15 protein-coding genes are annotated in these 12,963 nt (G+C 66.8%); 6 read left to right on the forward strand and 9 right to left on the reverse strand.

The features are described 5' to 3' along the window. Positions 1 to 17 precede the first annotated feature (17 nt). Together AC5FRW_RS09400 and AC5FRW_RS09405 are read right to left on the reverse strand one after the other, a co-directional pair. Positions 18 to 905, reverse strand: coding sequence for a CPBP family intramembrane glutamic endopeptidase (locus tag AC5FRW_RS09400; protein WP_493568183.1), 888 nt, complete (start codon positions 903 to 905; stop codon positions 18 to 20). A gap of 58 nt (positions 906 to 963) precedes the next feature. After that, positions 964 to 1,119 (reverse strand): hypothetical protein, encoded by a 156-nt coding sequence (locus AC5FRW_RS09405; protein WP_493568184.1) that lies wholly within the window; start codon positions 1,117 to 1,119, stop codon positions 964 to 966. A gap of 101 nt (positions 1,120 to 1,220) precedes the next feature. On the opposite strand from AC5FRW_RS09405, the gene AC5FRW_RS09410 reads away from it, so the two are divergent. The 3 genes from AC5FRW_RS09410 to AC5FRW_RS09420 all read left to right on the forward strand — a co-directional run bounded on the left by AC5FRW_RS09410 (position 1,221) and on the right by AC5FRW_RS09420 (position 4,911). Beyond that, complete coding sequence (locus tag AC5FRW_RS09410) at positions 1,221 to 1,598, forward strand: DUF8147 domain-containing protein (RefSeq protein ID WP_493568185.1); 378 nt, start codon at positions 1,221 to 1,223, stop codon at positions 1,596 to 1,598. Between the two features lie 175 nt (positions 1,599 to 1,773). After that, positions 1,774 to 2,226: a pyridoxamine 5'-phosphate oxidase family protein gene (locus AC5FRW_RS09415; RefSeq protein ID WP_493568186.1), complete on the forward strand. Its 453-nt coding sequence runs from the start codon at positions 1,774 to 1,776 to the stop codon at positions 2,224 to 2,226. A gap of 51 nt (positions 2,227 to 2,277) precedes the next feature. Continuing rightward, positions 2,278 to 4,911, forward strand: a complete 2,634-nt coding sequence (locus tag AC5FRW_RS09420; RefSeq protein ID WP_493568187.1) for a cation-translocating P-type ATPase — start codon at positions 2,278 to 2,280, stop codon at positions 4,909 to 4,911. Between the two features lie 21 nt (positions 4,912 to 4,932). Here AC5FRW_RS09420 and AC5FRW_RS09425 read toward each other — a convergent pair whose 3' ends face one another. Continuing rightward, positions 4,933 to 5,514, reverse strand: coding sequence for a VIT1/CCC1 transporter family protein (locus AC5FRW_RS09425; RefSeq protein WP_493568188.1), 582 nt, complete (start codon positions 5,512 to 5,514; stop codon positions 4,933 to 4,935). Between the two features lie 2 nt (positions 5,515 to 5,516). Then, a complete protein-coding gene (locus tag AC5FRW_RS09430; protein WP_493568189.1) occupies positions 5,517 to 5,804 on the reverse strand; it encodes a DUF211 domain-containing protein in 288 nt (95 codons plus the stop codon). Between the two features lie 91 nt (positions 5,805 to 5,895). Between AC5FRW_RS09430 and AC5FRW_RS09435 the strand changes: the two genes are divergently transcribed. Beyond that, entirely contained in the window at positions 5,896 to 6,507 is a 612-nt protein-coding gene (locus AC5FRW_RS09435; RefSeq protein ID WP_493568190.1) for a class I SAM-dependent methyltransferase, read from the forward strand. A gap of 12 nt (positions 6,508 to 6,519) precedes the next feature. Here the strand turns inward: AC5FRW_RS09435 and AC5FRW_RS09440 are convergent, their stop codons facing one another. The 4 genes from AC5FRW_RS09440 to AC5FRW_RS09455 all read right to left on the reverse strand — a co-directional run bounded on the left by AC5FRW_RS09440 (position 6,520) and on the right by AC5FRW_RS09455 (position 10,599). Beyond that, on the reverse strand, positions 6,520 to 7,380 hold the full coding sequence (locus tag AC5FRW_RS09440) for a spondin domain-containing protein (protein ID WP_493568191.1): 861 nt from the start codon (positions 7,378 to 7,380) through the stop codon (positions 6,520 to 6,522). A gap of 204 nt (positions 7,381 to 7,584) precedes the next feature. Next, complete coding sequence (locus AC5FRW_RS09445; RefSeq protein ID WP_493568192.1) at positions 7,585 to 8,109, reverse strand: sensor histidine kinase; 525 nt, start codon at positions 8,107 to 8,109, stop codon at positions 7,585 to 7,587. Next, positions 8,109 to 9,716 (reverse strand): methyl-accepting chemotaxis protein, encoded by a 1,608-nt coding sequence (locus AC5FRW_RS09450; protein ID WP_493568193.1) that lies wholly within the window; start codon positions 9,714 to 9,716, stop codon positions 8,109 to 8,111. The genes AC5FRW_RS09445 and AC5FRW_RS09450 overlap by 1 nt, the downstream gene beginning before the upstream one ends. Positions 9,717 to 10,017: 301 nt before the next feature. After that, on the reverse strand, positions 10,018 to 10,599 hold the full coding sequence (locus tag AC5FRW_RS09455) for a 2Fe-2S iron-sulfur cluster-binding protein (protein WP_493568194.1): 582 nt from the start codon (positions 10,597 to 10,599) through the stop codon (positions 10,018 to 10,020). Between the two features lie 118 nt (positions 10,600 to 10,717). Here AC5FRW_RS09455 and AC5FRW_RS09460 point away from each other — a divergent pair, with 118 nt between their 5' ends. Beyond that, the gene (locus AC5FRW_RS09460) at positions 10,718 to 11,143 is read left to right on the forward strand and encodes a type IV pilin (RefSeq protein WP_493568195.1); all 426 of its coding nucleotides are present in this window, start codon (positions 10,718 to 10,720) and stop codon (positions 11,141 to 11,143) included. A 201-nt stretch (positions 11,144 to 11,344) separates the two neighbouring features. Then, positions 11,345 to 11,770 carry an RDD family protein gene (locus tag AC5FRW_RS09465; protein ID WP_493568196.1) on the forward strand — a complete coding sequence of 142 codons (426 nt, stop codon included), beginning with the start codon at positions 11,345 to 11,347 and terminating at the stop codon, positions 11,768 to 11,770. 285 nt (positions 11,771 to 12,055) lie between these two features. Here the strand turns inward: AC5FRW_RS09465 and AC5FRW_RS09470 are convergent, their stop codons facing one another. Then, positions 12,056 to 12,958: a decarboxylating 6-phosphogluconate dehydrogenase gene (locus AC5FRW_RS09470; protein WP_493568197.1), complete on the reverse strand. Its 903-nt coding sequence runs from the start codon at positions 12,956 to 12,958 to the stop codon at positions 12,056 to 12,058. Positions 12,959 to 12,963 lie beyond the last annotated feature (5 nt).

Below are 12,963 nucleotides of genomic sequence, written 5' to 3' on the forward strand. Positions count from 1 at the left end.
CGGGTCGGACGGCCCGCTCAATCGCCCGTACCGGGGCGGTCACGCCCCTGTCCCGGCACGCCGGGGAGGGTCCCGCTGGTGAGCCGTCGGCGATCGTAGTACCAGACGACGACGAGCACCAGCACCACGTAGACGATCACGTGGACGGCGCTGACGGTCGCGACCGCACCTTCGTCGATCACACCCGCGACGACGATCTGTTCCGGTGCCAGCGGGATCAGCACGTCGGCGGTGTTGGTCATCGCGTGCAGGACCATCGCCAGCAGGACGCTCCCGGTGCTGTTGTACACCCACGCCAGCAACACGGAGAGGGTGAGGATGCCGCCAACCCACCCGATCTGATTCGCCAGCGTGAACCCGGAGTGGGGCGTCACCGGCGCGAAAAAGTAGGGCAGGTGCCACCCCGCCCAGACGACGCCGATCAGCAGACTCGCACCGAACGCGCCGTAGCGCTCGTTGAGTCGTGGCTGGGCGAACCCCCGCCACCCCGGCTCCTCGTTCAGCCCGCCGCTCAGCACCAGCGAGAACAGGAAGATACCGACGAACACGAGCGGATCGGGCAGGCCCTGCCCGAGTTCGACCGGGCCACCGACGCCGACGATGCCCACCGTGATCAGGCCCGCAGCGGCGACCGGGAGACCGAGTGCGACGGCCCACCACTGCCAGCCGACCCGCCAGCGCGCGATCTGGCTGGCCCACGCCCGCACGTCCTCGCCGCGTAGCCACGTCACCACGGCCGCACTGATCGGCGGGCCGAAACTCCCGACGTAGACGATGATCGCGGCCGTCCAACTGGGTTCCATGACCACCGCCGGTGCGGTCACGACCCACGTGTAGAGATACGCGCCGACGACGAACGCCGCCACCGGATGGTCGTCGATCCATTGGCGCCACGCGCTCGGCATAGCTCAAGGGGACGCGCGTCGCACGTAAGTATCAGCGACGTACCGGTGTAACGGTTGCTTACCACTCGTCGGGACCACCACACGCGACGCTCTCGGGCCGCGAACGACGCTGCCAGAGACGCCCTGTCTCGTGACCGCGCTCGGTGAGCGTCGCGACGATCCGCGCGGCGACCTTCGCGGTCTGGCCCTCGCCGGTGGCGTAGTCGCTCGACACTGTTGCCGTCGTCTTTCCATCGACAGGCACACTGACAGAGACCGACTGACATGTCTGCCACGGCGCGTAGCTTTTTGCGTGCCCGCGGTCTGTCTCTCGCTATGAACAGGCGCGCACCGATCGTCGGCGTCGGCTGTGGCGTGACGGCCTTCGCGCTCGTCGCTGCCCTCATCATCACTGTGATCGAGGTCGATCTCGTCGCGGGTCTCCTCGGCGTGCTCTCCGGTGGGATGGCCGGGGCGCTGACGCTGCTGGCCGTCACGCTCCAGTACCGACGCCTGCGGCCGCGACAGCGCTGGCTCGCGGAGGGGGCGGCCGGCCTTGGCTACGCACTCGTCGTCTTCGGCGTGGTCACGTACCTCGACGTGCCGGTCGTCGGCCGTCTCGCCACGTCACTCGTCGCTGCGGTCTGTCTGGCGGTCGGTCTCGTGGTCGGAGTGGCTGCGTGGCGACGTGACAGCGATGCCGGTCGCTCCTGACACTGTCGGCTGTCGATCTGTGAAACAGCGACAGCCAACAGTCAGCGACGGATCGTTGTCGCTGGGTCCCGCTCGTCGCGCCCAGTTCCGACGACGGGCGGTCAGTGACGACAGCGACCGGTCTGGGTCACTCGCCGGGGGCGGCTTTATTATTCGGCCAGCCGTCATGTTCACCATGAGCGCTGACAGCCCCGCGACGCTGACCGACGAGCAACGGGACGAGATGCTTGGCAACGGCGGGACCGGCGTCGTCTCGCTGTCGACGCCGGCCGACGCGCCGCCTCACTCGGTGCCGGTCTCGTATGGCTACGACCCGACGGAGTCGGTCTTTTACTTCCGGCTAGCAGTCGGCCCCGACAGCGAGAAAGGTGACCTCGACGGCCGCGCGGCCACGTTCGTCACGTACGGCACGGACGACGACGGCCACTACCGGAGCGTCGTCGCCCGCGGCGAACTGGCAAACATCGACTCCGACGACATCGGGACGGCCGCACTCGACGGGCTGGACCACGTCGACATCCCGCTCGTGGACATCTTCGACGAACCGACCCGCGTCGTCGACTTCGAGTTCCTGCGACTCGTCCCCGACGACCTGACGACGCGGACAGAGGGCGCTCGCGGCCCCTGACCGGGCGGTCGATCGTCCGTACCCACTCGACTGGCGACCTCCGATTCATCCATGCCCACGCACGACCAGACCACGGCCGACGACTGGCACGCCCGACCGGTCGAGGACTGCTACGACGACCTCGATACGGGACCCGCCGGGCTCGACAGCCAGTCGGCCGCCGAGCGTCGCGAACGGCACGGTCTAAACGAGATCGAGTCCGGCGGCGCTCGCAGCCCCGTCAGGGTCTTTCTCGCGCAGTTTGCCAGCGCACTCATCTGGGTGTTGCTCGTGGCCGCGGCCATCTCGCTCGCGATCGGCCACACCGTCGACGCGGTACTCATCGGGATCATCCTGCTCGCCAACGGCGTCTTCGGCTTCGTGCAGGAGTACCGCGCCGAGCGCAGCCTCGAAGCGCTGCGCGAGATGGCTGCCCCGGAGGTGGTCGTTCGCCGCGACGGCACCGAGACGACGATCCCCGCGACAGATCTCGTGCCCGGCGATGTCCTCCTGCTCGATGGCGGCGACGTCGTGCCGGCCGACTGTCGCCTGATCGAGGAACGATCACTGGAGGTCGACGAGGCGTCCCTGACCGGGGAGAGCGTCCCCGTCGAGAAGGCGATCGGGACGGTCCCGGCCGAGACGCCACTGGCCGAGCGGACGAATGCGGTGTACCGTGGAACGAACGTCACCCGCGGGTCGGCGACCGCGCTCGTCGTCGCGACCGGGATGGACACAGAGATGGGCGAGATCGCGACCGCACTCCTGACCGCCGAGGACGCCAGCACCCCGCTCCAGCGTGATCTCGACTCGCTGGGCCGGAAACTCGGCATCGGCGTGCTCGCGCTCTCTGCCGTACTGGTCCCACTGCTCGTGGTCGGGGGCACCGCGCTCGTCGATGCCGCACTCACCGCGATCTCGCTGTCGGTCGCCGCCATCCCGGAGGGGCTGCCGGCGGTCGTCACGCTCACGCTGGCGCTGGGCGTCCGGCGCATGGCCGACGAGAACGCGCTCGTGCGGACGCTGCCCGCCGTCGAGGGACTCGGCTCGGTCGATGTCATCTGTACGGACAAGACCGGGACGCTCACCGAGGGTGAGATGCGGGTCCGTGCGGCGTGGGTCCACGACGCGACGGCCGCCGTCGGCGGTGCCGAGTCGAGCGAGACGGACCCTACCGCCGGCACCGACGGCGGTACTGCCGTCGCCGAACAGGCGCGGGACGACGAGCGCTTCGAGCGCCTGCTGACGATCGGTGCGGTCTGCAACGACGCGACCGCCGAGGACGGTGACCCGACCGAACGCGCCCTCGTCCGGGCGGCCAGCGATGCGGGGCTCGATGTCGAGCGCCTGCGCACAGCACAGCCACGCGTCGACGAACGCCCCTTCTCCTCGGAACGCAGACGGATGGCGACGATCCACGAGGACGTGGCCTACGTCAAGGGCGCACCGGCGGTCGTACTGGAGCGGTCGACGCGCGTGCTGGGGCCGGACGGGCCGGAACCGCTGGACGAGGCGACCCGCGAGCGCATCCAGACGCAGATCGAGACCTTCGCCGACGACGCCCTGCGGGTGCTCGCCTTTGCCTACACCGACCGGCCGACCGACCCCGAGGACGAGCTGATCTTCGTCGGCCTGCAGGGTCTGCTCGATCCGCCCCGTCCCGAGGTCGCCGACGCCATCGCCGACACCCACCGGGCCGGTATCGACGTGAAGATGATCACCGGTGACAACGCCCTGACGGCGCGAGCGATCGCTCGCCAGATCGGTCTCGGAGACACAGTCCTCACCGGCCAGGAAGTCGCCGAAATGAGTGACGAGACACTCCGTGATCGGGTCCACGAGACCGCCGTGTTCGCCCGCGCGGAGCCGAACCACAAGGTTCGGGTATTGCAGGCGCTGCAGGCGACCGACCACACCGTCGCGATGACCGGCGACGGTGTCAACGACGCCCCGGCGCTGAAGAACGCCGACATCGGCATCGCTATGGGGGTACGGGGGACCGACGTGGCAAAACAGGCCAGCGACATCGTCCTGCTGGACGACAACTACGCGACGATCCGGGCGGCGATCCGACGGGGCCGGACGATCTTCGACAACGTCTGGAAGTTCGTCGCATACCTCCTCTCGGCCAACGCCGCCGAGGTGGCGCTGGTCTTCCTCGCCTCACTCGGTGGCTATCTCATCCTCCCTGCGGTCCAGTTGCTCTGGATCAATCTCCTGACCGACGGCCTGCCGGCGCTGGCACTCGGCACCGACCGGGCCGGCGACGTGATGAACCGCGATCCACGCGAACGCAGCGACCGCATCATCGACCGGGAGATGCTCGGGCTGATCGGTGGCTTCGGTCTCGTCGCGACCGTCCTCATGCTCGGCCTGATGGTCTATACGCTGGACGGCGCACCCGCCGTGACGCCATACGCGATGACGATGGTGTTTACCGGCTTCGTCGTCTTCGAGTTCGCCAAACTCTACGCCGTCCGCTGGACCCGCGACACCCCCCTGATCTCGAACGGCTGGCTCGCGCTCTCAGTGTTGCTATCCTTTTCGCTGCATCTGGCCGTCCTCTACACGCCACTGCGGGCGTACTTCGGGACCGTCGCGCTCTCGGTGGCCGACTGGGGCGTGCTCGCGACCGTGCTGGCTGTCGGGACGCCCCTGCTCTTTCTCGTCGGCTGGCTCTCGAAGCGACACCTGCGAGAGCGGTGACGACCCACGTTCCGATCCCGACTAGCCGGGCAGGAAGACGTTGATGATCGCTACGACCAGCCCGGCGAGTGCCATCCGGGCGGCGGCGACGTACCACCGCTGGCCGGAGATCGACCCCATGTAGGCCCCGAACGCGCCGAGCACGCCGATTCCCAGCCCGACAGCGGTGATCCCTGCCTCGGTCATCGACAGGAGCGACCCCTCGACGAGGAACGGCGCGAGCGGGATCAGAATGCCGATCATGGGACCGAGACCGCTCATCGTGGCGTGCAGGATGCGCTCACCGCTGTGCTCGCGCTGGATGCGGGTGTCGTCCAGATCGGTGAGCATGGCCTGTTCGAGCCGGAGCACCTCGGCTCTCGTCTCGGCGCGCTCGATCTCCCAGACGCTCCAGACCGCCGACGTACCGAGGCCGACCGCCGCGCCCAGTCCGATCTTGATAACGGTCGCGCCGTCGGGGATCCCAGAGAGGACCGCGCCGACGACGACGCCGATACAGGTCAGGGTGCCGTCGAACCCGTTCGAGACGAAGTAGCGCCGGGAGATCGAACGCACGTCCTCCTTGGCCAGCAGGCGACGCAGGCGAGCGATGAACGAGGGCACGATCAGTCCTGGAGGGTGGGGCGGGCTTCGACAGTGTACTCGCCGCAGGCGACCTCGTCGATGGAGTGGACCGTCCCGCCGAGTCGCTCGACGGTCGCCTCGACGGCGTCGACGCCCACCGACTCGCCTTCCACTGTCAGTTTGACGTTCTGGACCTCCTTGTCTAGCTCGACCAGCGTCGCCGTCACGCCAGCGACGCTGTCGAGGTCGCTCACCTGTGCGGTGAACTCGACCAGCGGTGGCTCGTGGGGCTTCAGTACGTCGATGACCAGTCTGCGAACGGGTGCCATATCTTCGGTTGGGAGTGGCTCGAACGTAAACCCTGCTGGGGACCCGGGGGCTGACGTAGCTCTTTGTCGCTGGCGCGTCTCGTCTCCATCGATGGGTCTCACTCGCCCACACCATCCTCTCGTCGACGTGTACGATGCAGCGTACACCGGCGTCCCGAACTGGGACATCGGTCGGCCCCAGCCCGCGTTCGTCGCGCTCGCGGAGGCAGGTCTGGTCAGGAGTCCGGTCCTCGACGTGGGCTGTGGGACCGGCGAACTCGCGCTGTTTCTCGCCAGACGGGGCCACGACGTACTCGGGATCGATCTCTCGACGATGGCGATCCAGCAGGCCCGCCAGAAGGCTGCGGGTCGTCGCATCCCGGCCCAGTTTCTCGTCCTCGACGCACTCGATCTCCCACGGCTCCGCGAACGAGGGTTCAGCTTCCGAACCGTCGTCGACTCGGCGATGTTCCACGTCCTCGGCGACAGCGAGCGGGACGTTTTCATCGAGGGACTCGGTCAGGTCCTCCGGCCCGGCGGCCTGTACTACGTGCTGGGCGACGCGCGCCGTGACGTTCGCACGAGCTACGGACTCACACTGTCGGAGATCGACCGTCGGTTCGCGCGGGCCGGGGGCTGGGAAGTCGTCTTTGCCTACCGGACCGGGTTCGAGCGCCGCTGGGGGGCCTCGCCAGCGTACCTCGTCGGCTGCAGGCGTGAGTGACGCGCTCGGCCGTCACTCGGTCCGCTCGATCTGCACGAGTGCGGCCGGTTCACGCCAGCCGTACACCGCCGGGTCGAGGTCGCCGTCACCGCTGATCCCCGGATGCGGTCTGATGACGCCGTCTTCTGCGAGGTCGGGATCGCTCTCTGTAGTCCCGCCGGACCCCGATCCCTGAATGAGCGTCTGTGCCGGTGGGACCAGATCTGCGAAGGCTTCGGTGTTTTGCTCGGTGCCCACGTCGTAGCCGTTGGCGTAGTTGGTGTGTGAGGCGTTGACCGCGTCCGGTAACGGGACCGTATCGAGTCCGACGATCCCGTCGTTGGTCGCGATCAGCATGCTGACGAACGTCAGATGCGTCGCGCTGGCGTCCGCCGACAGTTCGAGGGTCGTGTAGTAGGGGTTCCCGGTGTCGCCGGGGTCGTCGTCGGGGACGAGCGGTGCGTCGCCGACCGCCGCCGCCCGGATCGCCTCGGTGTCCTCGATCAGGTCCACCAACGGCTGGAGATTGCCGTTCTCGGCGACCTGCTGGACCGCTTCGTTCGCCGGCTCGCCGACGGAGAACACCTCGACTGCAGGCCGGTGGAGTGCGACCGCAGGCGGTGTGAACGGCTGGCCCCGCGTCAGGTTCGCGATGGTCACGCGGTAGGTGCGTGCGCCACTGCCTGCCGGCCGGTCGTCTTCGTCTTCGTCATCGTCGTCGGGCGGCTCGTCCGTCGGCTGATTGCCGACGGGTTCGTTCCCGGCCCCGTCTTGCTGTGCGACGGTGGCACTGGCGAGGGCCATACTCCCCACTGCCGCCCCGCCGAGCGCGAGCGTCTCGCGGCGCGTGAGGCCGCTTGGCTCGTCCGTTTCGTCGGGCTGGTCGTCCGTCATCGGTGCCTCCAGCAGCGTCGTGGATGGGTCGGAAATACTATCATCTATCTAACACTGTATGCTACGTATGGCTCACCCGGTCATTGTAATACAGGCAGTAGCCCGCGAAAGCCAGCCGTACACGTCACTGGGCTCGCCTTACCACAGTCCGTCGATCACGACGACAGTCCGCTATGGGGCGTCGTGGTGACGATTCGGGACCGCTCAGGCCGGGTGGGAGATGGTCGCCGTCGGCAGCGTCAGTCTGATCCGCGTCCACCCGTCCACGCGGTCGTACCCGATCCGGCCGCCTGCGGACTCGACGACCCACTTGACGAGCCACAGCCCCATTCCCGAGCCGTGTCTGAGCTGTGTGATGTCCTCGTTCCCGAAGATCGCCGCGCGCTCCGACGACGGGATCCCAGGACCGTTGTCCGTGACGACGATCGTGGACTCGTCCTCGGCACGTCGTGCGATCACCCGGACGACCCGCTCGCCCTCGTTGTGTTCGAGCGCGTTCTCCACGAGGTTCGAGAGTGCCCGCGTCAGTTTCGGCTGGACCGTGACGGGCACGCTCTCCGGGAGGTCCGTCTCGATGGCTGCCTCGGGCCACTGCTCGCGATACGCCGCGTCACGGTCGGCGACCATCGCTGTGAGTGACCGGCCGACGACATCGCGTTCGTCGGCCAGTCTCTCTCGGAAGGCCGCGGTCGCGTCGCACACTCGGTCGTCGCTATCGAGGAGTAACATCACTCACCGAGGTCCAGATACGGGGGCTGGTCACGAACCGTCACCTGCCGGACGGCACCGACCGTCCCCACCGGTGTCTCGACGAGTTCGACGTGCTGTTGGTCCCCATCGTGGTACGTTCGGACCACCTGATCGGCAGCGCCCGTGTAAAACGCGCCGAACCGGTCGTCGACGGTGCTCTCGTCGACGACGTTGAGGACGGTGTCTTCTTCGCCGAGCACGCCGTCGTCGTTCTCGTATCGAGCCTCACGGGCGGCGCTCTCGCCCATCACCTCGATCTCGCCGGCGATGTTGCCGATCACGAGCAGCGGCCGGTCACGCCGGGCGTCGGTCCGCTCGTTGGCCGTCGAGAGCGACTGACGACCGAGATCGAAGACGTTCCGCTCGTCCCGCCAGTCGCCGACGGCGTCGAGGACGAACAGTCGGTCCGACCGCAGTGCATCGCCCAGCGAGTCACCGCGGGCCGACAGCGCGTCGGCCAGCTGTCGCCGGTCGAGTGTCGGCGGCGGCGTCAGCGAGACGGCCAGTCCAGCGTCGAGGGCCGCACCACAGAGCGACGCGATGAGTCCGGCGACCGCGGCCGTCCCGTCGTACTGAAGGACCGCCCGCCCGCCGACCACAAGCCCGCCGCCACAGAGGTCGTCGAGTCCTTCGACACCAGTCGATACCGTCTCGGCCTCACGCAATCGGTCCGAACGCGTCACACTCGCCGAGTCGAGCGCGTCGGCGATCTCGGCGAGCATCGCCGTCTGCTCGGTCCGGGCCTCCCGGATGGACGCCACGTCGCGCCCGATGGCGTCGGCCCGCTCGGCGAGGCGCTCGACCTGTCCGGCGACCGCCTCGCTCGTCTCGGCCTGCTCGTCCGTTGCGGTCGACACCGATTGAATGCCGTCGGCGGTCTCCTCGACGGCCGCCGTGATCTCGTCGAGACTCGCCATCGTCTCCTCGACCTGTGTTGCGCCGCGGTCGATCTCCGTGATCGCCTCGTCGAGTCGGGTCGCAGTCTCGTCGGTGGCCGTCCGTACGTCGCCCAGCACCGTCTCGATCTCGTCGGCCTGCTGTTGGGCCGCCTCGGCCAGTGACTTCACCTCGTCGGCGACGACCGCGAAGCCTTCGCCGGCCTCACCGGCCCGTGCGGCCTCGATCGAGGCGTTCAGCGCGAGCATGTTCGTCTGCTCCGCGATGTCGTCGATCCCCGACAGCGCCGTCGAGATCTGTTCGACCTGTGACTGGAGCGTCTCCACTTCCGCCGTCACCGCACTGGCCGTCTCACGCATCGTCTCCATCGCAGCCATCGCCTCCCGGGCAGACGCTCGTCCCTCGGTGGCCTGTGACGCGGCGTGTTCGGACCGCTCGCTCACTTCGGTCGCCGTCGCCGCGATCTCCTCGATCGTCGCCGACAGCTCTGAAACCGCCGTGACGACCTCGTCGGCGTCGTCTGCCTGCGCGTCGGTGCGGTCGGCGATGGCCTCGATCTGCTCGTCTACCGTTTCGGAGGTCGTCTGCACGACATCGAGCGCTCCCTGCGCGTTGCTCACCATCTGATCGTCGACGACTGCCACCTCTGGCGTACCCAGTCCCGTCGACTCGGTTTCGGATTCACTCACGGCGTCGAACCACCTCCCGAGTAGAATCAGATTTCATAGAATAATATCGCAAATGGCCTATCTGTATGGTGTTTTTCGAGCTAAATGGGGTCATTTGATAACGTGTTAGGTGTTCCGTTACCGAATGATAAATCTGGCTCCGGTGGCAATATCGGCCAGCCACACGTTCATCGGACTGGGGTCGCTCGCCCGGCCGCCGCGTGCGACACTGGCCGGTGTGGTCGTGATAAGCGAGCATCGAAAACAGTAGTCGTCGGCGTCGGTGTGGAACGTTCGACCGCGAAGAATCACTCGGCAGTCGTCAGGGCTGCTCGCCGGTCTCGATGGTGAAGTCGTCGACCGGGTACGCGACACAGGTCAGGCAGTACCCCTCGTCCATGTCGTCGTCGAACAGCGATTCGTTCTGGCTGTGCTGGATGTATTCGCTGGCCGGGCCGTCGGTGATCTGGCCGGCACAGGAGACACACTGGCCCTGTCGGCAGGCGTAGGGGAGGTCCCAGCCCTCCTCCTCGCCAGCGTCGAGGATCGTCTCGTTGTTGGCGACCTCGATGGTCTCGCCCTCTTTGGCGAACTCGACCTCGTAGTACTCGACTTCGTCGTCGGCGATTGCTTCGGGGTCGAAGCCCTCGTCTTCCGCTTCTTCGCCCTCTTCGAGTTCGGCACCGTCTTCACCGGCCGGGATCGCTGCCGCGCCGCCGCCACCGCCGATCGAGCGGTTGTACGGCTCCGGGAATCCCGTCTCTGGCACCGTCGCCGCCCGCTTCTCGATGACGTCCTGGGAGATGTCCTCGCTGGGTTCCCAGCCCGTGCCTGAAGCGTAGTGGAGCGCGACGGCGATGAGGGTGAGCACGGCCCCGGTGGCGACACCCACTAGTGATACCATAGGCGAGCGTTTGGAGTACTGGCTTATTATGCTGTTGTTTTCGCTGGCCGCAGGCGACCGACGTGGCGCGGTGTCCGTCGTGGGAAACTATAAAATATCCGTTCATAGAATGGAAATTATGGGACTTCGCGAATCGTGGAACGATCTCGGAACGGGCGGCAAAATACTGGTCGGTCTCGCCGTCGGGTTCGGCCTGCTGGTCGTCGGGATGATCGTCCTGACCGTGGGCGCGGCTGTCATCGCTTCGTTCGTCCTCGGCGTTGGGAGCGACCCCGGCACGGCCGCACCGCAGGCGTCCTTTGGCTTCGATCACGACAGCCAGTCGATGACGACCGAGATCAGCCACGAAGGTGGGGAAACGATCGAAGCGGCCCACCTCGAAGTGATTGTCGAGGATCGACGCGTGGACTGGACGGCATCCGACGGGGAAGTCGCCACCGGTGACTCGATCACGGTCGACGTACAGGCGGGCGACGACATTCAAGTTCGCTACAGTGACGAAGACAGGAGTGTGGACATGGCAGCAGACGAAGTCCCAGAGTAACGTCGAGTGATCGTCGGTTTCTCGCTGCCCTCGCCGTCTACCGGCGTACTCCTCGCGTCGCGGGACTTCGTGGCGACCGCGTTGGGTGTTTCTAACCCAGTCACAATCTGTGCTCCTCGGATGCTGTCGTGTGACTGGTCCACCCCTTTCTTTCCATTCGCTTGAAAAATTTTTTGAGCTTCGGAACTCTCTGATGACTGTATGGCATCCTCCTCCATCGGCTACCCTGGCACACAAGACGACGTTCTCCTTGCCCGAATTGGTGCGGCCGTTGTCGACTCGCTGCTCTCATTCGTTCTCGGCGCTGCCCTCGGCTTCGGCGTGGCGACCCAGCTCGATTCGAGTATCGGCATCTATCTCGGCCTCCCTCTCGGGGTACTGGGGTACTATATCGTCCTCGAAGGCGTCACCGGGCAAACTCTTGGAAAACGTCTCACCGGTGTTGCTGTTATTAGTGCTACTGGCACCCCGATCACGTTCCGTCAGTCGCTCGTTCGCAACCTCTTCCGGTTCGTAGATGGGTTTTTCCACTACGGGTTCGGTCTCGCCATTGTCCTACTGAGCGAGGACTTCCAACGTGTCGGTGACCACGCTGCCAATACGCTGGTCGTCCGTGCAAAGCGGTGATCGGCCGCGCGTTCTCGTTCGACACTGGTCCTCGTCGGTAACTGGCTCGCTACGCTCACGGACCGCGTTCGATCTCCGTTCGCATTCGAGGCCTACCGCGGGCGCGCCTCGTATCGCTCGCCGTCTGCCGGCGTACTCTTCGCGTCGTGGGACTTCGTAGCGACCCACCTTTTTCAGCGTCGAGTGTGCTCTGCACACCACGCCTCGAAAAACGTGGGCGAAAAAGGCCGTCCCTCGCGTCGCTCGGGCCGGTGAAACGCCTCGTATCGCTCGCCGTCTGCCGGCTTACTCTTCTCGTCGCGGCACGTCGTGGCGACCGAAGCCATACCGGAGTCGGTTCGCGAGGCGTCGCGAGAAGCGCCCGTCGTCGGCCCGCGAGCCGAAGCGTTCGGCCAGCGCCTGGTAGATCAGCGGCGTCGGCACTTCCTGTTCGAGCGCTTCCTGCACGGTCCAGGTGCCGGTCGACCCGCCTTCGACGCGGTCGGCCACGTCGCCCAATCCGTTGCCTTCCTCGCGGAACGCTTCCTCACAGAGTTCGAGCAGCCACGAGCGGATGACTGCGCCGTTGTTCCACGTGCGCGCGACCGATTCCAGATCCAGATCGAAGCGGCCCTCCGCGAGCAGTTCGAACCCTTCGCCGTAGGCCTGCATGAGCGCGTACTCGACGCCGTTGTGGACCATCTTCACGTAGTGGCCGCTGCCGGTCTCGCCCATGCGGTCGTGGCCCGCTGGGCCGGTCGCGACGGCGTCGAAGACGGGGACGAGGTCGTCGTAGGCCCACTGGGGGCCGCCGACCATCAGCGAGAAGCCTTCTTCGGCGCTCGCGGGACCGCCAGAGGTGCCACAGTCGACGTACGCTGCGTCGGTGCGCTCGGCCCGCCGGAGCGTGTCGTGGAAGTTCGAGTTGCCGCCGTCGACGATCACGTCGTCGCCGTCGACCAGCCCATCGAGTTCGTCCAGTGCGGCGTCGATCGGGTCGCCTGCCGGCACCATCAGCCAGATGCGCTTTTCCTCGCCGAGTTGTTCGGCCACGTCTGCGATGGAGTCGGCCGGCGATGCGCCCGCCTCGGCCGCCCCTGCGACTGCTTCCTCGGAGATGTCGAACGCGACCACGTCGTGGCCCGCGTCGAGTACTCTGTCGACGACGATCCGTCCCATGCGTCCGAGTCCGATGACGCCAAGTTCCATACTCG

Source organism: Halomicrobium sp. HArcht3-1, assembly GCF_058933345.1.